12 protein-coding genes and 1 pseudogene are annotated in these 19,051 nt (G+C 33.1%); 10 read left to right on the top strand and 3 right to left on the bottom strand.

The features are described 5' to 3' along the window. Positions 1–78: 78 nt before the first annotated feature. A complete protein-coding gene (locus tag CYK16_RS01790; RefSeq protein ID WP_101776562.1) occupies positions 79–969 on the top strand; it encodes a hypothetical protein in 891 nt (296 codons plus the stop codon). Between the two features lie 305 nt (positions 970–1,274). Here the strand turns inward: CYK16_RS01790 and CYK16_RS01785 are convergent, their stop codons facing one another. Next, positions 1,275–1,613 carry a helix-turn-helix domain-containing protein gene (locus CYK16_RS01785; protein WP_101776561.1) on the bottom strand — a complete coding sequence of 113 codons (339 nt, stop codon included), beginning with the start codon at positions 1,611–1,613 and terminating at the stop codon, positions 1,275–1,277. A gap of 139 nt (positions 1,614–1,752) precedes the next feature. On the opposite strand from CYK16_RS01785, the gene CYK16_RS01780 reads away from it, so the two are divergent. Continuing rightward, entirely contained in the window at positions 1,753–4,425 is a 2,673-nt protein-coding gene (locus tag CYK16_RS01780; RefSeq protein ID WP_180948729.1) for an SEC10/PgrA surface exclusion domain-containing protein, read from the top strand. Positions 4,426–5,175: 750 nt separating this feature from the next. Here the strand turns inward: CYK16_RS01780 and CYK16_RS01775 are convergent. After that, positions 5,176–6,384 carry an ATP-binding protein gene (locus CYK16_RS01775; RefSeq protein ID WP_060805654.1) on the bottom strand — a complete coding sequence of 403 codons (1,209 nt, stop codon included), beginning with the start codon at positions 6,382–6,384 and terminating at the stop codon, positions 5,176–5,178. Positions 6,385–7,144: 760 nt separating this feature from the next. Here CYK16_RS01775 and CYK16_RS01770 point away from each other — a divergent pair. Further along, on the top strand, positions 7,145–7,309 hold the full coding sequence (locus CYK16_RS01770) for a helix-turn-helix transcriptional regulator (protein ID WP_230955064.1): 165 nt from the start codon (positions 7,145–7,147) through the stop codon (positions 7,307–7,309). A gap of 110 nt (positions 7,310–7,419) precedes the next feature. Next, positions 7,420–8,919, top strand: a complete 1,500-nt coding sequence (locus tag CYK16_RS01765; protein WP_060805653.1) for an FRG domain-containing protein — start codon at positions 7,420–7,422, stop codon at positions 8,917–8,919. 42 nt (positions 8,920–8,961) lie between these two features. On the opposite strand, the gene CYK16_RS01760 is transcribed toward CYK16_RS01765, so the two are convergent. After that, positions 8,962–9,261: a hypothetical protein gene (locus CYK16_RS01760; RefSeq protein WP_060805652.1), complete on the bottom strand. Its 300-nt coding sequence runs from the start codon at positions 9,259–9,261 to the stop codon at positions 8,962–8,964. 542 nt (positions 9,262–9,803) lie between these two features. Between CYK16_RS01760 and CYK16_RS01755 the strand changes: the two genes are divergently transcribed. From CYK16_RS01755 to CYK16_RS01725, 6 genes and pseudogenes are all read left to right on the top strand, one after another. Then, on the top strand, positions 9,804–11,108 hold the full coding sequence (locus CYK16_RS01755; protein ID WP_060805651.1) for a phosphoribosyltransferase-like protein: 1,305 nt from the start codon (positions 9,804–9,806) through the stop codon (positions 11,106–11,108). 289 nt (positions 11,109–11,397) lie between these two features. Beyond that, positions 11,398–12,411 (top strand): retron St85 family RNA-directed DNA polymerase, encoded by a 1,014-nt coding sequence (locus tag CYK16_RS01750; protein WP_101776559.1) that lies wholly within the window; start codon positions 11,398–11,400, stop codon positions 12,409–12,411. Between the two features lie 912 nt (positions 12,412–13,323). Further along, on the top strand, positions 13,324–13,500 hold the full coding sequence (locus CYK16_RS01745) for a hypothetical protein (protein WP_000050754.1): 177 nt from the start codon (positions 13,324–13,326) through the stop codon (positions 13,498–13,500). A 366-nt stretch (positions 13,501–13,866) separates the two neighbouring features. Continuing rightward, positions 13,867–16,080, top strand: a complete 2,214-nt coding sequence (locus CYK16_RS01735) for a glycoside hydrolase family 31 protein (protein ID WP_101776558.1) — start codon at positions 13,867–13,869, stop codon at positions 16,078–16,080. 394 nt (positions 16,081–16,474) lie between these two features. Then, positions 16,475–17,946 (top strand): annotated as a pseudogene (locus CYK16_RS01730) (peptide MFS transporter). Positions 17,947–18,363: 417 nt separating this feature from the next. Beyond that, the gene (locus tag CYK16_RS01725; protein WP_060805266.1) at positions 18,364–19,050 is read left to right on the top strand and encodes an XRE family transcriptional regulator; all 687 of its coding nucleotides are present in this window, start codon (positions 18,364–18,366) and stop codon (positions 19,048–19,050) included. Position 19,051 lies beyond the last annotated feature (1 nt).

Genomic DNA, 19,051 nt, shown 5'->3' with positions numbered 1-19,051 from the left:
TGTTTCGTTGTTTTTTTGTTGTAATTTATTATTAGATGTGTTATAGTGTTTTTGAGCCTATTTAGAAGGAGTTATATCATGGTTTCTTTTTATGATTTAAACGAAAAAGCGCAAATAGATTTCATCTTAAAATATTATCCACTGATTTTTAAAAGTCAACAACAGAAGAGTAATGTTTCTGCAACAAAGTTTTTACAAAAGTATCTTATGATAAAGAACGATGAAAGAAAGGAACTGAACGGGAAATTCCTTGTATCTTTAGCTTCATATAAACGGTATTTATTTCAAATTAAAACTATCTATCAAGATGATTTATCATATATTGGACTTGTTTCTGCATATTCAAAATTAAAAATCCCTAAGCTCCATCAAAAAAAATATGGCAAAAACTTAGTTGAGGTTATATTAGATAATTTTGATAATGATGTATTTGAGAAAGTATTTAGAACAATTCATTTAAGTGAACAAAATGATGGTTCAAGTGAAGCTATTTTAAAGAGATTCCTTGAGAATAAGGAAGCAGATGTTAGAGAGATTACTCTGTTACTAGATAAATTAGGTTTATTTGGTACTGTATTAAACACAGCTAAACGACTTTTTAAAGATAATTCAAAAGTTATCACACATTCTTCAGAATTTATTGATGAAATACATAAACTTAAAAGTCATATAAACTCAGATTATTTAAATAGCGAGGAGTTACAAATAAATGCGGAAGCTTTTATAGAGCAATTTAAGGAAGAGATAAATACACAATCTTTAATGAAGGAGAAGAGTCAAAAAGAGTTTGATGATTTAATTGAATCATATTATCTTTCTGACACCTTCAAAGAACTAAGAGGTATTTATATTTTCGATAGAAAAAGTGGTAGTATCAAACTTGATACTAATCAAAAGAATCGTAGTAAAAGACAATTAGATAAGTACAAATCAAAAAAGTATTATTTATCTAGTTCTGATTCAAATTGAACTTCATCTTTCTAAAATATAGAATATGTTATTTTTTTGTAATGTAAAAAATCTCCTTACTAGAGTAGGGAGATTTTTTATTTATTATGATTGTACAATGCAAAGAGAAATCATAGTTGTTATAATTAAAAGTGTGATAGTATCAGCAAGCCTATTATGTAGTAATAGGAAGTTATTTTTTTATATTCTATGTTAGTTTGTAGCTTGTTTACTCAATTTAGAGTTAAAGGCAGATGGTGAAGATTTTGATAGGTTAATGATTCGCACCCTCTAAATCGTATGTAAGAATAAAATCAGAACATCTATTATTTGACTTCTTTGAGGATGAGTATCAAAGCATCTAAGACTCGGGAGCGTTGTTCAGTTGGAAGAGTTTTTAATTCATCAACAAGTAGAGAAATTTTGGGGTCTTCTTCTTTTAACTGTATATCAAAGAATGTATCTAAATCTACTTCTAAGGCTTCCATTACTTTCTCTAGCGTTTGAATTTTTAAGTTAGTTGAAAGATTTTCTAATTTGTAGATATAATTAGTACCCAAATCAGCCATCTCTTCTAGTTGTTCTTGAGTATATCCTCTTTCTAAACGTAATAGACGGATTCTTTTAGAGATGTAATCTTGAAGATTGGTTTTGTTATTTGTCATTTAGCACCTCGCTAATTACATGATACATACAAACGATTACATTTTTTAGACTTTTAAGGGTTATTTTTATATAAAATAACTTCAAAAAGTTATTTGTTATGATATAATGAAATTACAAAAAAATTTAATGAGGATTAATATGAAAAAACAACTAATCGCAACAACCGCTATTGCAACTGCAAGTCTTGTCGGCACAATTGGAACGGCTCACGCAGATACGACTAAACTGCCACTTCCAACAGATGCTAAAACCGAACCCGCTTTGGTAGAAAAAGAAGCGCCTAAGAAAGTAGAAGTGAAAACTCCTACTAAGGAAGAAGTCACTGAACTTGGTGAAACTGCTAAACAAACCCAAGCAGATGCGGACAAAGCAAAAGAAGTTTTGGATCAAGCGAATGAAAAATCTGATAAGGCAGAAAAGAAAGTCGCTGACTTGAAACAAGCTAAAGACGATGCTCAAAAGACTGCTGACAAAGCAACTCCTGAAACGATTCAAAACGCAGAGAAGAAAGTGGAAACTGCAAAAGCAAGTGTTCCAACTGCTGAACAAGCGGTATCAACTGCGCAAGCTGAAAAAGACGATGCAGACCGAGACGTTGCTGTTAAAGGTAAAACAATCGGTACAAAACAAGCAGAAGTGACTCAAGCTAAAACTACTGTCGCAACTGCCAAAACAGAAGTAGAAAACGCACAAAAGGCTCTCAATGGCGAAGGTATTGCTGACGCTAAAAACAAACAAGCAGATGCAATCAAAGAAGAAAGCGAAAGCAAACAAGCTCAAGAAATGGCACAAAAGGCTTTGGATAGTGTTAAAGCACAAAGCCAAGACCACGCTGCTCAACTAAAACAAGCAGAACAAACTGTTAAATCTGCTCAAGCAAACCTTGAAGCAAAATCTCAAGAAAAAGAGACTGCTAAAACAAATGCAGAGAAAACAAATACTACTTATAACCAAGCGGTATCCACTCTCAACGCACTTCAAAAAGAAGATGCGAAAGCAACCATCACTCTTGCCCCAGACTTTATTAAGGCTGTGAAAGAGAAAATTGCTTTCCGTGAACAACTTCGTACAGATGAAACTTTGAGTGAGGACTACATTTCTAATAAGGGGCGTGAACTTTACAATAAAATCGTAAACTCACAACTCCAAAACCGCACCCTCAACAAGTACACACCATCATCCAAAGACCAAGCAGATGAAACTCGCTACGACATCAATAACTTACCTAAAGAAGTCACAGATGAACTTAATTATTTCGTAGCTGACCTCATCAACCAAATGCGCCGCCAACTTGGACTTCCAGATGTGGTTCTTTCAAAATCAAGCCTTGAGTTCGCAAATAAAATCGCTAAAGAGTATGTCAAAGCGAACTTCTCTAAAGCAATGAAAGATGAATACCGTGCTAAAGGTGGCGCAGGTCACTACGCAAAAGGTATTTACAAAGTTGCTAAAGAGTATGGTTTGAATAGCACCTACTCAGAAGAAACAATTAAAGAGTACGCTGAAAAAGGTTTGCAACCTTACGAAAACGCACTTACAACTTATGTTTACCATAACTTTGATGATGCAGATGGTGTATTCCGTAAAACTCTTGGAGAAATGAAAGAGAAATTGTACGATGACCTCATTGAACTTGTTTCTCACAAGAACGACTACCTCCACACTCAGGGTATCCTCCAATTCGACTACGCAAACGAAACAGTGTACTTTGGTGGTGTAGCACAAAGTAAGACCGACGAGTTTTACACAACTCACTTCCTCACAAGCATCCGCACCACTAACGTAGACGGCTCAAAATGGGATAAAACTCCTATTGTAAACCCACTTAGCAACACAAACAAAGAGAAAGAAATTACCAAAGCTCGTCAAACTCTAGCTGATGCTATGACTGCTCGTAAAAACGCTCAAGCTCAACTTGAAGCAACAAGCAAAGCGGTATCAGATGCCCAAACTACTCTTCAAAATGCTCAAACTACTTTGAAAGCCTTGAACAATGGAGAAAACCCACTTGCAAACGCACAAAATGTTTTCAACGAAGCTAAAGCTCGTCATGATAAAGCAGTTGTGACACTTGCCAACGCAAATGCCCTTGTCAATAACTTGACTGCTTCAAAAGCTACAAAAGAGGAAACTCTGACACAAGCCCAAGCAACTCTTAAAGACGCTGAGAAAGCTCTTCAAACTGCACAAGAAGTTCTTAAAGCAGAAGAAGATAAGATGAAAGAGCTTGAAGCAGTTGCTTCAAATAAAGCCCAAGCGGTATCTACTGCTAAGAAAGCTCTTCAAGATGCTCAAGACCAAGTTAAACAAGCTGAAAAAGAACTTGCAGACCTTAAAGGTGCGAAAGCTCGCTTGAATGAAGTGAAAGCAGAACTTGAACAAGCCGAAAAAGAGCTTAAAGATGCCTACAAAGCACAAAACGAAGCCAAAGTAGATTACGAAGTGAAAAGCCTTGCAGCAGGTCAAGCTAAGACTGCTTACGAAACTGCCAAAGCGAAGTTTGATGAAGCAGAAACAAAACGATTGGTAGCTCTTGCAGATGCTAAACGTAAAGAGCTTGAACACTTGGGGTATAAACCAGTTCCAGTAGTAGATGCTAAAGGGAATGTTGTGGATTATAAAGCAGAAAAAGTAACCGTAGGCACTAAAGACGATAAAACATATCAAGCTCCTGCACAAGCTACAAATGCAAAAGCAGAGCCTAAGAAACAACTTCCAAATACTGGAACGAAAGAATCGAATCTCCTAGCAGTACTTGGGGCAAGTCTTGGACTACTAGCTTTAGCAGGAAAACGAAAATATAATAGATAAAAAGAAAGAGAGTGGTGGCTCTCTTTTTTGATGAATGGAAACAAATTACTATATATGTAAAAATTTTATATAAGGGAAACTTTTGATATTCTGGTTCGATTTATGCTTATTTTTTATGAAAGTTTACCTTATTTTGATGAAATTGGTTGAAATTAGTTGAAATTTTATGTTTTGAAAACTTATGAAAACGTTGATTTTAAAGCACTTTGAAATTAGATGAAATAAGTGGTGCCCCAACCAGGTCTTAAGAAAGCTCGTAAAGCATCACAATTCTCAAAACGTTAATCAATACGATTATATCAACGTTTCAAAGCACTCAAAGGTTTGCCCTATGGGTGCTTTTTTTATGTTTTTTGAAAAAGTTCACCTCAAAGTTTACCTTATTTTCACCTTATTGTTTTATAGAGAAAATAAGCTAGTACAAACCCTATTTCAGTAGAAAATGAAGGAAATATTTCCATAATAAAACGCATAATATCAAGTTTCTTCAACACTTGATACTATGCGTGTTTAGGATTTTAAGGCCTGATTACTCAGTCTTTTTTTCTTTATAGTTCCGTTTAATTCCTAGCTTCATTAATTCTATAGAGGTTCATCATCTTGAGTAATAATATTGTTTTCAGAAGTTATAGATTCCATTTTATACTTCAAGTGTCAGTGTTCTAAATTCCTTATATCTTGTTAGGATTTGGGTAAAATCATTGATAACAGACTGTTACAAATCTAGTTAGCTGTATGATTTATGATTATCTACTGTTCTAGTAACCAATCTATGATATTTTTCTTCTCAATACCATTGTAATTGGCTGTTGGCTGAATCGTATCCATTGTTAATAGATATTTTGGGAATTGATCTTTAATGGCTTCTAGCGGTCTAAGTTCTCTTTCTAGTGTTTCTGGAGCAAGTGTTGTTTCACTGACTTGATAATAAGCGTAGTGACCAAGATCAGTTACAACAACAAAATCAACCTCATATTTATCTAAATTACCAACATATACTTGTGAATATCTACGTCTCAATTCCAAATACACAATATTTTCCAAGATATGCCCAATATCTTCTTTGTGGTCTGGTAATAAAAGATGTCGTAAACCTAAATCAACGGGATAATATTTTTCTAAGCGTTGTAATAATGCTCTACCTTTTACATCAAAACGTGGAACGGAATAAAAAAGTAAACTATCTGTCAAAGTTGTCAAATAATTTTCCAAAGTATTATGGGAGATTGAAACATTTTGGCTGACCAGAGTATTGCGAATCTTATTTGTTGATATTAAGCTACCTGTACTACTGAGAAGGGTTCGGACAATGCGCTCAATAATAGTAGGATTTGGATTTCCCAATCTAGTGACAATATCATTTAACAGTATTGAGTTATATATTCCTCTTAGATAGTCAATTTTTTCAGCGTAAGATGATGTTTGCAATAAGTAAGGGAAGGCACTAAAGAGATAATTGTTAAAAATTTCTGTTGTATTCAGATTCTTTGAGAGAGCTTGACCTGATAGGTATTCTTCAAATGACAAAGGAAGAACCTCTATCTCAACATACCGACCAGTCAAGTTTGTAGCTAATTGGCTACTCATAAAGTAGGCGTTGGATCCAGTCAAATAGAGGTCAACATTTGGTAGAATGAATAGACTATCTGCTACCAGTTCAAATTTTTCAACATGTTGAATTTCATCTAAAAAGATATAGTATGTTTTCTCCTCAACTAACCGCTCTTTTATATAAGCAAATAATGTTTGAAAATGTCGCAGTTCATAGTAACTCAAATCTTCAAAATTTATGGATATAATCTGATCCTCGTCTACCCCAGTTGCTAGTAACTCCTCTTTATAGAGTTGAAAGAGAACAGATTTACCAGCTCGTCTAACTCCACTCACAACTTTAATGATTTGGCGGTCACGATGTCTTCTTAAAAAGTCTAAATAATGTGGTCTTTTAATATAGTTCATAATAGTTACCTCAAAGATAGTATAATACAAATAGACATTATTTTCAAATATTTAGAAATAATATTTTATTTGTTTGTTTTTTTTCAATTTTTTAAAAATAACATCTAGGGATATTTAAATATCTTCAGGATAGAAAATGAAATTGCACTGGCACGAAGAAACTGTACATTTGTTGCTAAACTGTACATCATCTTTATGATACAGTAGTTCATATTTCTCAATTACATAAGCTCCGAAAACTAAAAAAGTGATAACCCTTTGATAACCTCTCGATTTTTAAAAGGGTTATATATGTAAAGATTGAGGATTTATCTCTTAAAATTACTTGATTTTAGTGATAATTTACCATAAATATCATGATGTAGAAATAACCAGGTCTTAAGAAAGCTCGTAAAGCATCACAATTCTCAAAACGTTAATCGATACGATTATATCAACGTTTACAGACATTCAAGAATTTTCTCTTGGATGTCTTTTTTATGTGACTATTAGTCCGTCTCGCTCTGTTAGGTGCGAGACAAATAAAGAGGGTTTTAAATCTTCACTTCAACCATCAGGCCATTAAACAGACTTGACGTTTCTTTCCAAAACGTTTACAATAAAGGTACGAAGTTTAGTGTAATTTTGGCAATTAATCCTCTGGTTGTCAGACGCACTTTTTATTTAATTTTCAATGATCAGATAATAACTTTAAAAGTCTGATATTTTTTTGTAAACAAGTATTTTGTAAACGAATTTAAAAATATTTTAAGGAAAAAAGATGAATCTTGCGGAACAACTGAAATCATTACGATTAAGTGCTGGTTTAACTCAAACTGAATTAGCGAAGAAATTAAATATTAGTCAACAAAGCTATGTTCGATGGGAGAATGGGAAAGTAACACCATCACTTGAAAAATTGAATGACATTGCACATTTTTTTTGAAGTAAGTATTGACTATCTTTCAGGTGAACAAAACACAGTCGAGCAAGGAATGGAGGATTATAAATCATAATATTCGTCTAATTTATTTGAGAGAAAAGGGGAGTGTTGCCATGAAAAGATTTGAAAATATTAATTCATTGGTAAGAAAATTAAAGAAGGATGAAAAAAAATCAAATAAGAAATATTATTATCGTGGACAAATTCATGATTGGCCAATTAAATCATCAGCTTCGCGAGTGAGTTATGATGAAATGGAAATGGAGAAAACAGATTTTTTCGTAGAATGTTTTTTACAGAATCCAGCTTTAGATTTTAAAAATGATATGGAAAGTATTCAAAAGTGCTATGCAATTGCTCAACATTATGGCTACAAAACAGACTTGATTGATTTTACAACTAGTCCTGAAGTTGCTGCTTATTTTGCAACTGATGGAGCTAATCAGCATTCAGATTTTGATTTTGGTTATATATGGAGGATATCAGAAGAAGAAATTAATACGATTAAATTATTGATTGAACAATTAGTTTTATTGTTATATATGACTGATTTAGATGATGTTCAGAAAAAGAGTTTAAGTTTGCTAAAGTCAATGGATTATAATCCATTCTTTTCAATTACTATTCCAAGATTATCGAGAATGAATAATCAGAAGGGTGTTTTTCTTTGGGATTTATTTGGAATTGTTGTTGAGGGATATTTTAAGGATAGAAAGCCAGATTTTGAATTTAGACACAAATTTGATGTTTATTCAAGTAATACGTTAAGTTCAGAATTAATTTATCCAAAACCCAATGCTTTGGAATTGGAGATTGAAAGATTTAAATCGGTTGAAGCTATGAAAGAATTTCATGAAAGTGAATTAATGAACTGGCTTAAAAATTCAAATAATACATCTGTTCTAAGAATTGAAAATAAAAACTCCGAGATTGCACGGTATATTCAAGATAATGATTGGCCAGATGAATTTGGAGTATTAAAGGATGATTTTGAAAGCTCGATCAGTCAAATACAGACGATACCAATAGAAAATCTATTTGATTTTAAATCTAATATTATTGATATTATCAATTTTAATAGGAGAAATATATCTACGGGTAATCGAAAACATATACATATTGAAGATAAAGATATCTCAAGTGTAATTAATGAGGTAATAGATACTCTCATTTACTATAACTATAATGATGAAGAAATTTATTTAGTTATTGATAAAATCAACGAACATTATAAAGAATTCAAAGAGAAAAAGGGAGAAAACCTTGACAGAAAGGCTGTCTTTGCCTGCGAGGATAAGATTTATATTGGAATGAGAGATAAGTTAGGAGTTCAGTCATATGCATATATTCCATTATCAATCATTACTAATAAGAAGGAACAGTTATTAAAATTATTAAATAAGGAAGTTCCTGATTCTGTTAAAAGATTATTTGAAGAAAATAAAGAATGGGAATTTTTTTTAGATTTGCATAGGCACCCTAGAAAATTATTTGACTTTAATGAAATTAAACAGATCTTTCTAAATTATATATTACCTTATCAATTTTTTGTTCGAGATAGAAAATATCGAATTTATGATCCTACGTTTTTAGATATATTCGGGCCAGAATAAATGTTAGAGTCTGGGACAATAGTTTCTTATATCCCAGACTCTTTAATATAATTCATTCTTAGTTGGTTCAAGAACATCGGTATAGAAATTTTCAACTTGCTCAATCAAATAAAGCTTAGCTGAATCTGGAGTTTTTATTAGTAGTTCATTTAATGAACTAAGTGATTTTAAGTCGGTCGAAGTTAAGTTAAATTTTTTTGATTTGCAGAGTGTCATTATTTCATTTACAAAGCAATGTATTTCGTCTATCTGTTGATTATTAAAAATATTTTTTTGAATCAAGATTTCTAAATTTTTAACAAAGTCATAAAGATTTTCATAAATTTCTTCTAAATTTTCCATGATTATTTCTTTCTAACTATATATTTGTTACTTTTATTCTATCAAACATTATTATTTATTAGTCTGAATACTGATTTGATGCTCAGATTTCTTTTAAAACACTTCCTCCCTATCCAAATTCGGATAGGGTTTCTCTTCGTTAAAAACTCTCTTTAGTATATCGACGCTTTCCTTACTTGTTCAAAAGTTTTAAATTGCTACTTTGGAGATCAGATGACAAAAAACGCATTTCATAAGGTTACTAAATGATGGTTTAGTTAAAAACTTATTTATAACTGTATTTTCAATGCTTCTGTATATGCATCGATATTTTTAATAGTAGTTATGTTTCAAACATGGAATATATACCATTCAATTAAGGGGATCAAATAGATAGGGAGGCTAGTTAGAAATATTGGAGAGTACGATAATATTTTTATAGGAGTTTTAAAATAATGAACCGAGTTTGCGCATGAAATATGATAAAATAGAATTGTTGATGTATTAGTTAATTTATAAAAAAATAGAATATATTACGCTAAAATCCGAATGGAGGTTTTCCATTGAGTAATAGTGAAGAATTCAATCTACTAGTTCAAAAATTCTATAGTAGGAATCATATTGAGGACCATGAAGAAAAATACATAAAAGGTTTTAGACGTCGGTTAGGTCGTTTTTTATCCCAGTTAGATGATGGTTCGGAAGTAAAACAAATTATTTTGGATTGTATCAAAGATAATTATAAATATTATTCCAAAGCTGAAATATTGACTGTATTAAAGAAGTTTCATGAAAGTTTAGTAGAGCAACTGTCATGCAGCGGAATTAATTTTAGTGAATGTCATTTTTCTAGTATTTTGAATAAAGAAACATATAAACATAATAGTTCTAATGCTATACTTAATCTATACATAGATATAAATGAACTGCCTAATCATGCTTATTATGAATTCACTGATATTTTAAATCTAGAGTATGGAAGGGCTAAGTTTTTGGAAAAAAATGATGGGAAATTTAGCCATTATGACGATAGATTTTATAGATTGGAATCTGAAAGGCTGAAAGTTGAATGGAAGAGGAGATTAAGTAATAAGAAATATTTGATTTTAATTGACGATTATACAGGTTCCGGTAAAACGATTATTGACTTTATAAGATTGATAAAGAAGTATATAGGTGATGATATTAGACTCATTATTTATTGTATCCATGCTACAAAAGTATCTAAGAATACTATTAAGGAGTTCTTAAGTTCAGAAGATTTAAATGGGCAGGTAGCGTCATATGAGGAATCAGATAAGTACTTTGCTAATTCTTATGAAGAACAGAGTATTATCGAAGCATTTGGAAATTTTTGCAATCCTTTAGGTTATGAGGATACTGAATCGGTATTAACGACTTACAGAAATACCCCTAATAATACATTAGAGTTGTTTTGGAATGATAATCTTATAGATAATGGCTGGCGTTCCTTATTCCCAAGAGATAAAAAGAATGGGGGAAGTTATAAATTTATGAGTAATTGGGTTAAGGAGCGCAATAAACTACAGTGGTTTATGACTTATAATAAAATACCGGAAGAGATTAGGCAAAAAGCTGTTGTACTACTGTATGTTAAAAATAATAAAAAACAAAGATCAAATATTGTGGAAATTGAACTTTCGCAAATTATTTGTTATACTGATAGTGTAATGCAGGAATGTCAAGATGAGAATTTGATTGAACTTATTGATAACAGCTACACACTTTCTGAACAAGGATTGGATTTTTTAAAACAATTTAAACTCCATAAAGTTGATTTCCAAAAAATCAAAAAAGATTTTATGGGGATTGGAGAGCAGAAAGAACCTCCTTTTTTATCTCTATAAGTTAGAGTGTCTGATAAGCGAGTCGCTTAATCTAAGAAAAAAAGTTCTTAAAGGTCGGTCGTTAATTAATAAATTAATTAACGAGTGAAATTTTCGATTGAAAATTATCACTAGGACAGTATCGCTTTGCGGGGTCCGCAGCTATTACTGTCCTACAGGAAAATTTTAATTAAACTGCACCCAAAAAACATTTGTTTTTAGTTATGAAAAATGAGTTTCTTTAGTGTTTTTTGGTACAGTTTAATTAAGGTTATGTTAGTTGTAGTAACTTTGTGGGAAGAGGGGAAGTATGAGTCAATTAGAGGAATTAAAAAAGCTTGACATTCCTGTTTTTTGTAATCTAGAAGAATTAAGGGAAAACATTGGTACTAATAAAAAGTTTTTTTATAAAGTATTATACTCACATAATAAATTGTATAAAGAAATCACCATCCCTAAGAGAAATGGAGGGAATAGAGTCTTAAATGTTCCCAATATTGCTTTAAAGAGTATGCAGAGATGGATTTTAGATAATATTTTGTATAAAGTACAGTCAGATCCCAGTGCTACTGGTTTCATGCCTATGAAATCTATCGTTTTAAATGCTTCTATTCATCTAAAGAAAAAATACATCCTTAAAATGGATATCAAAGATTTTTTTCCGAGTATTGATTTTCGGAAGGTAAGAAGTCTATTTTTTGAACTGGGATACAATAAGGATGTTGCAACTGCTTTAGCAAATATTTGTGTATTTCGAGGGCAGTTGCCCCAAGGAGCTCCGACCAGTCCCTATTTGGCTAATTTAGTTTGTCGAGAACTAGATAAAAGGATAGATAATCTTTGTAGAAAATATAGACTATCTTACACGAGATATGCTGATGATATAACTATCTCTGGGAATAGTAAAATATTCTGGATAAAAGGTATTGTAGAAGAAATAATTCGTAGTTATCAATTTTCTTTAAATAATGAGAAGACGATTTTTCTAAAGCCTGGTGATAGGAAGAGAGTGACTGGGATTATAGTAAATGAAAAATTGTCTGTACCGAGGTCAGTCACTAGAAATTTAAGAAAAGAGATTTACTTTATCAAGAAATTTGGTTTGGAAGAACATTTAGATAAAAACAGTTTTACTGGAAGTAAGGAGCAATATATAGCACATCTATATGGGGTGGCAAGCTATATAAAAATGGTTGAACTTACTAAAGGGATATTTTTTATAAATCAGTTAAATTCAATTTTTAGTGGGAATGAGCAATTAGAAACCGGAAAGAACTTACATATAGAATTTGCTTCAATTGACTGGACAATCTTTGGTGAATGAAAAACTAAAAAATGGAAGATGGAAATATATTACATCGGGTATCATTTTTGATAAAATAGGAGAACAGTAGGATGAATCAGTTGTTCTTATTTTTCCATTGAAATCTATTCCAAAAGGATATGACCAGGTATTGTGTGGAAAAGAAAATTGAGAATCATTTAATCGATAAAGGTGTTCTGATATTAAACTACTATTTACATCGTTTCGTAGGAAGATAAATTACCTTATTTAATTAAACTTATTCAAATTTTTCAAATTATCAAAGTATAGAAAGTATGTTTAGAATTATTATAGTACGATTTTGATAGTTACTGAAATATCTATCTGTCAAACCAGGTCTTAAGAAAGCTCGTAAAGCATCACAATTTAGTAAACGTTAATTCGAGAGAATTACTATACTTACAAAGAGCACCTTTCGGGGTGTTCTTTTTGTACTTTCTTACTAAATTGGTGCAATTGACACAGTTGTTGCGACTTTAGTCGCTTACAAATGTGGCTGCAATCTGACAAGGTCAGTTGCTCAAAACGTTAATCAATACGATTATATCAACGTTTCAAAACACTCGAAAGTTTACTTTATTGTTGGTTTTTATACTCTTAAGAAATCAAAAGCAACATAAGTCGTCAGCTCTTTATTGTAAAAACATTAATTAGCATTCTAGTATTATCTTCAGTCTAAAATCAGTATTTCGAGTTTGCTCTTTGATTTTTGCTTAGTCTTACTTCGTTTTTTCCTGAAGTTAAGTTTTTACTCAGTATCATTAGTTAAAAAGGGAAAATAATGCGTTTTATATTTGGATTTGAGGTTTATAAAATAGGATGAATGCGCTGAAAAATTAGAAATTACAGACAAAATAAAATATTTAAAAGCTACAGAGAAACATGGTATAATGTAACTAAAAGAGGTAGCATATGTCCTTAGATATAGATAAAGAAAAGATGACAATCATGGGAGTAGCTTTTGAAAACCGATCCGTTTTTAAGAGTGTTTGGTATGCTTTAAGTACAAATATGATTGAAGGATGGCGACCTACGGTTAGTGATGTTGAAAAATTACGAGATGAAGCTCTTGCTCTGGGGATGGCTTAATGAAGCGTAAATGTTAGGATTCTTAGGACTATATTGATCCGAATAATTTATATACCTATCCAGATTCTTCAGTTCTAAGAAATAAGCAGGAAGAACGAGATGAGCAAAAAGCACGCGATCTTGAATATCGTATGGTTGCTAGTAAGAGTTTGAAATTATTTATTAATCCTATCTTAGAAAGGTTGAAAAGGGATAACTCTTTAATAAACTCTTGGTTTGTTAAAAGATATTTTGTCCACTACATTTTTTCAATTGACTATTATTTGTCATAGATATAACAGATAGAACATTGCATTCAGAGTAAGGAAAAACGCATCAAAAATGGTGCGTTCTGTTTTTATGCTACCATAAAAGGAGGAAAACAAATTGAAAATTTTTAAGGGAGAGTTTTATCGAATCTCTGTATTAACAGACAAGTTAGTAAGGTTAGAATACTCTCAAACTGGAAGTTTTGAGGATAGAACGACACAACTTATCTACAATAGAGATTTTGGCCAAGTTTCATTAAATCATATAGAGACACCAAACGTACTAGATATTATGACGGACTATTTTCATCTGCACTTTAATAAAGGAGAATTTAACGCCGAAAATTTATTTATAGAATTAAAAGGAAATTTTGCCGTATATGGTAGTCGCTGGTATTTTGGTGAATCTATTGAAACATTAAAAGGAACAGCTCGGACTCTGGATAAGGCAGATGGAGCAATCTCGTTAGAAGATGGAATTATTAGCCGAAATGGTATAGCCTTATTGGATGATTCTCAAGGATTTATTTGGGATGAACAGTCTGGTTATATTGAGAGAGAAAATCAAATTGACCTCTATTTCTTTGCCTATGGGCATGATTATAGAGGAGCAATCAGAGACTTTTACCATTTGACTGGTTCAACACCCTTGTTGCCAAGATATGCTTTAGGGAATTGGTGGAGTAGGTATTGGCCTTATACGTCGGATGAATACTTGGATTTAATAGATAGATTTGAAACAGAGAAAATTCCATTATCTATCGGTGTTTTAGATATGGATTGGCATATAACTGACATTCCAGCTCGTTTTGGAAGTGGCTGGACAGGATATAGTTGGAATAAAAACTTAATACCTAATCCAGAACAGTTATTGCAACAACTTCATGATAGAAAGTTAAAACTCTCTTTAAATGTCCATCCTGCTGATGGTATACGGGCTTATGAAGAAGCTTATCCTAGAGTTGCCAAACGATTAGGGTTAAATGTAGAATTAGAGGAACCAGCCATTTTTGATTTTTTTAATCCCTCTTTTAGGGAAGCTTACTTTAAAGATGTTCATTATGAGCTAGAAAAGCAGGGAGTAGATTTTTGGTGGATTGACTGGCAACAAGGTACACAAGGCATGTTGGATCCGCTGTGGCTTTTAAACCATTATCACTATCAGGATAGTTGTAAAAATGCAGAAGGGGGGTTGATTTTATCAAGATATGCAGGGCCGGGTAGTCATCGATACCCTGTTGGTTTTTCAGGGGACACCATTATTAGTTGGAATTCCTTAAGATTTCAACCTTATTTTACAGCAACAGCATCTAATATCGGTTATAGTTGGTGGAGTCATGATATCGGTGGGCACATGCTGGGGGATTATGACGAAGAGCTACAAACCAGATGGCTACAGTTTGGTGTTTTTAGTCCGATTACTCGATTACACAGTTCTAGAAGCCCCTTTAATAGTAAAGAACCTTGGTTTTTTTCAGAAACAACATCTAAGATTATGAAGAAATACCTTCGTTTGAGACATCAGATGATTCCATATCTATATACCATGAATGTAAAAACACATGAGGAAGGTACCCCATTAATCAGCCCAATGTATTATTTCTACCCAGAGAATGATGAGAGTTATAATGTTCCAAATCAATACTTTTTTGGAACAGAACTGATGGTGGCTCCCATTGTAGAAAAGATGGATTTGGCATTCCAATCTGCAAAAGTGGATGTATGGTTCCCAGAAGGTGAATGGTATGACTTCTTTTCAGAGAAAAAGTACACAGGTGGTGTGAAGTTAAGTGTTTATAGAGACATTTCGACTATACCTGTGTTTGCAAAAAGTGGTGCAATCATTCCCTTGGTTGGTTCTGAGATAGGTATGGGTGTTGATTTACCTGAAGTTGTAGATTGGTATGTATTCCCAGGCAAGCAACATTCTTTTGAAATGATTGAAGATCAAAATGGTCAAAGATATAAAACAAGATTATCAATCGATTGGGAAATAGGAATGGTAGAGTTGGCATTACAAGGAGATTCTAGTATCGTTCCAAGCAATAGAAGGCATAGAATTCATTTTAAAGGAACGAATGTGTCTATAATTGAATTGCCAAATAAGAATGATACAGCTAGATTTGAATGGAAAGATCATAAAAGGACATCCCTAAATGACGAAGTTTTTAGACTACTAAAGACGGCTTCTCTTCCATATGAATTAAAAGATAGATTGTTAAATCAATTCATCAATGCCAAAAATTCTCATGAGTTAATGAATATCTTGCATCATCAGGATAAGGAATTGAGAGGGCGTTTGTTGGAAATGATATTTACTAATGAAAACTAATTGAGACATTTCGTACACAATTTCTATTCTTTGATTGCTAATTATTATTTTTTAATGTGTAACAGTTTTACATCTCTATGCTTATTGGTTTGTATTTTAGTAATTACAAGTTTGGCATAGGGATGTTTTTGTTTACTGAAGAGGAAAGGATAAGTATGTTTCAAGGTTTGAAACATTTTTAAACTAAACAAGAGCAAATTTTTAAAGGTGATTTTTTAAAGTAACTTTCGCTTGCCTGACCGAAGTGGAAGTTAGTCTGAAATGGATTTTTATGATGGAATTAAGTATGAGACGTGTGATTTTTCAGAAAATTTTCTAAAACAAACAGGATTTGTTTGACATTTGTTTGAAAATTCTGTAAAATGAATTATTATATCGTTAAAGGAGAATATATATGGAAAAACAGAAAACATTTTTTGGACATCCTATGGGCTTGTCCACCCTCTTCTTTACAGAGATGTGGGAACGCTTTTCTTACTATGGGATGCGAGCTATCCTACTTTACTATATGTACTATAGTGTGCAAGATGGTGGATTGGGAATGGATAAGACCACAGCTGCATCGGTTATGGCGATTTATGGCTCGCTGGTATTTTTGTCCTCGGTTATCGGTGGTTTTGTCAGTGACCGTATTTTAGGAAGTCGTAAGACTGTCTTTTACGGTGGGATTCTGATTATGCTAGGGCATATTGCTTTGGCAACACCTTTTGGACAAGTGGCTCTCTATCTTTCTATTGCCTTGATTATCTTTGGTACTGGATTTTTAAAACCCAATATCTCAGATATGGTGGGGGGATTTATGAGAAAGAGGATGATAGACGGGATGCAGGTTTTAGTATCTTTGTCTTTGGTATTAACTTAGGTGCCTTCGTTGCCCCTTATTTAGTAGGTTATCTAGGTCAGGAAGTCAATTTCCATCTAGGTTTCTCATTAGCTGCCATTGGGATGTTCTTTGGTCTGGTGAAGTATGTTTTAGATGGGAAGAAATATCTGCCTGAATCAAGTCTTTACCCCACTGATCCACTTTCACAGAAGGACCAGCAGACCTTGATTAAACGCTTGCTACTTACACTTGTCATGGTTATTCTGGTGATTATAGGCTTAGTCTTTACTCACCAATTTAACGTGGATATGATTGTTAATATCTTTACAGTGATTGCGGTAATCATTCCAATCTACTATTTCTTCAAAATTTTATCTAGTCATAAAATAACTGCTACTGAGAGATCCCGAGTATTTGCCTACATTCCTTTATTTATCGCTGGAGTACTCTTCTGGTCTATTGAGGAGCAGGGTTCTGTTGTTCTCGCTCTATTTGCGGATGATCAAACTCGACTTTACTTTAATGTATTTGGGAATCAGATTCATTTCCCATCTAGCTTTTTCCAAAGTATCAATCCACTTTTCATTATGATTTATGTGCCGATTTTTGCATGGTTGTGGGGGAAAATGGGTAAAAAGCAACCGTCCTCTTCTAAGAAATTTGCTTACGGTTTATTAGCAGCAGGTCTATCCTTCTTGTGGATGATGTTACCAGGGATGCTCTTTGGGACAGATGTTAAGGTCAGTTCTCTCTGGTTGATTATGAGTTGGGCTATTGTGATTGTAGGGGAAATGCTGATTTCGCCGATTGGTCTATCAGTCACTACTAAGTTAGCACCAAAATCCTTCCAAGCACAAATGATGTCTATCTGGTTCTTGAGTAATGCAGCTGCCCAAGCTATCAATGCTCAAATTGTAAAATTTTATACAAGCGAAACTGAAGTGGCTTACTATGGAATTGTTGGAGGAATTACGATTGTATTCGGTATTATCTTACTCTTCTACGTTCCACGTATTGAAAAACTAATGTCTGGTATCAAATAGAGAAAAACTGGAATTTCTGTAGGGATTTTAAAAGTTAGATCAATTATTTATTCAAAGGATTTAGTTCTGTATTGTATAGGGCTAGATCCTTTTAGTTTGATTAATACTCTTCGAAAATCAAATTCAAACCGCGTCAACGTCGCCTTGCCGTATATATGTGACTAACTTCGTCAGTCTTATCTACAACCTCAAAACAGTGTTTTGAGCAACCTGCGGCTAGTTTCCTAGTTTGCTCTTTGATTTTCATTGAGTATAAAACTCATGATGTTTCTGATATTCCTAGTAGACATTTGTTCACTTTTTTTGTATAATAAAACTAAACCATATTGGTTGAACTTTAAAAATATGGCTTCAAGCATCGATTAGTCTTTCTAAGGGAGATAATGTCCATTAAATCATCATAATAGGAGGTGAAGTATGTATCAGCCAGAAAAATTAAAGGCTCGGAGGAAAGAGTTAAAACTGACACAGAAGGAAATTGCAGAGCAACTTGGGATTAGTTTTCAGGCTTACTCAGCTTGGGAACGTGGAGTCAAGGAACCGTCCAAGGAGAAGGTGTTTCAGCTAGAGAATATTTTAAAAGTACCAAAAGGATATTTTACTCAGATCGAGATTGTCCGTCTCTACCATAGCCTCTCCAAGCAAGGTCAGGAGAAGGTTGTTCTCTATGCTCGCAACCTATCTCAAGAGGAGCAAGCCCAGAAAGTGATAGCTATGCCAGAGCGCCTCTACGAGTACCGTGTTTATGAACGCATGTCAGCAGGTATTGGGGCTTCGGTCTACGATGATCAGAATTTTGATACGGTTTACTTTAATGAGGAATTGGCTCATGATTTTGCGTCATGGGTGTCTGGGGACTCCATGGAACCTAAATACCAAAATGGTTCAGTAGCTCTGATTCGAGAGACAGGATTTGACTATGACGGGGCGGTTTATGCAGTGGTTTGCAACAACCAGACCTATATCAAACGGGTCTATCGAGAGGAGAATGGATTGCGTCTGGTCTCTATCAATCCTAAATACAAGGATATTTTCATCTCCTATGAGGAAGATCCTCGGATTGTGGGGATTATCGTTGGGAACTTTGTGCCGATGGAGGGCTAGG

The organism is Streptococcus oralis subsp. dentisani (genome assembly GCF_002860905.1).
Taxonomy (GTDB): Bacteria; Bacillota; Bacilli; order Lactobacillales; family Streptococcaceae; genus Streptococcus; species Streptococcus oralis_BA.
Note: the sequence above shows the minus strand (reverse complement) of the source record. Positions and strands in the feature narration are given on the sequence as shown.

What these genes read in the sequence shown, in the direction of transcription:
- CYK16_RS01790 (WP_101776562.1), top strand. Translation starts at nt 79, where the DNA reads ATGGTTTCTTTTTATGATTTAAACGAAAAAGCGCAAATAGATTTCATC.
- CYK16_RS01785 (WP_101776561.1), bottom strand. Translation starts at nt 1,613, where the DNA reads ATGACAAATAACAAAACCAATCTTCAAGATTACATCTCTAAAAGAATC.
- CYK16_RS01780 (WP_180948729.1), top strand. Translation starts at nt 1,753, where the DNA reads ATGAAAAAACAACTAATCGCAACAACCGCTATTGCAACTGCAAGTCTT.
- CYK16_RS01775 (WP_060805654.1), bottom strand. Translation starts at nt 6,384, where the DNA reads ATGAACTATATTAAAAGACCACATTATTTAGACTTTTTAAGAAGACAT.
- CYK16_RS01770 (WP_230955064.1), top strand. Translation starts at nt 7,145, where the DNA reads ATGAATCTTGCGGAACAACTGAAATCATTACGATTAAGTGCTGGTTTA.
- CYK16_RS01765 (WP_060805653.1), top strand. Translation starts at nt 7,420, where the DNA reads ATGAAAAGATTTGAAAATATTAATTCATTGGTAAGAAAATTAAAGAAG.
- CYK16_RS01760 (WP_060805652.1), bottom strand. Translation starts at nt 9,261, where the DNA reads ATGGAAAATTTAGAAGAAATTTATGAAAATCTTTATGACTTTGTTAAA.
- CYK16_RS01750 (WP_101776559.1), top strand. Translation starts at nt 11,398, where the DNA reads ATGAGTCAATTAGAGGAATTAAAAAAGCTTGACATTCCTGTTTTTTGT.
- CYK16_RS01745 (WP_000050754.1), top strand. Translation starts at nt 13,324, where the DNA reads ATGTCCTTAGATATAGATAAAGAAAAGATGACAATCATGGGAGTAGCT.
- CYK16_RS01725 (WP_060805266.1), top strand. Translation starts at nt 18,364, where the DNA reads ATGTATCAGCCAGAAAAATTAAAGGCTCGGAGGAAAGAGTTAAAACTG.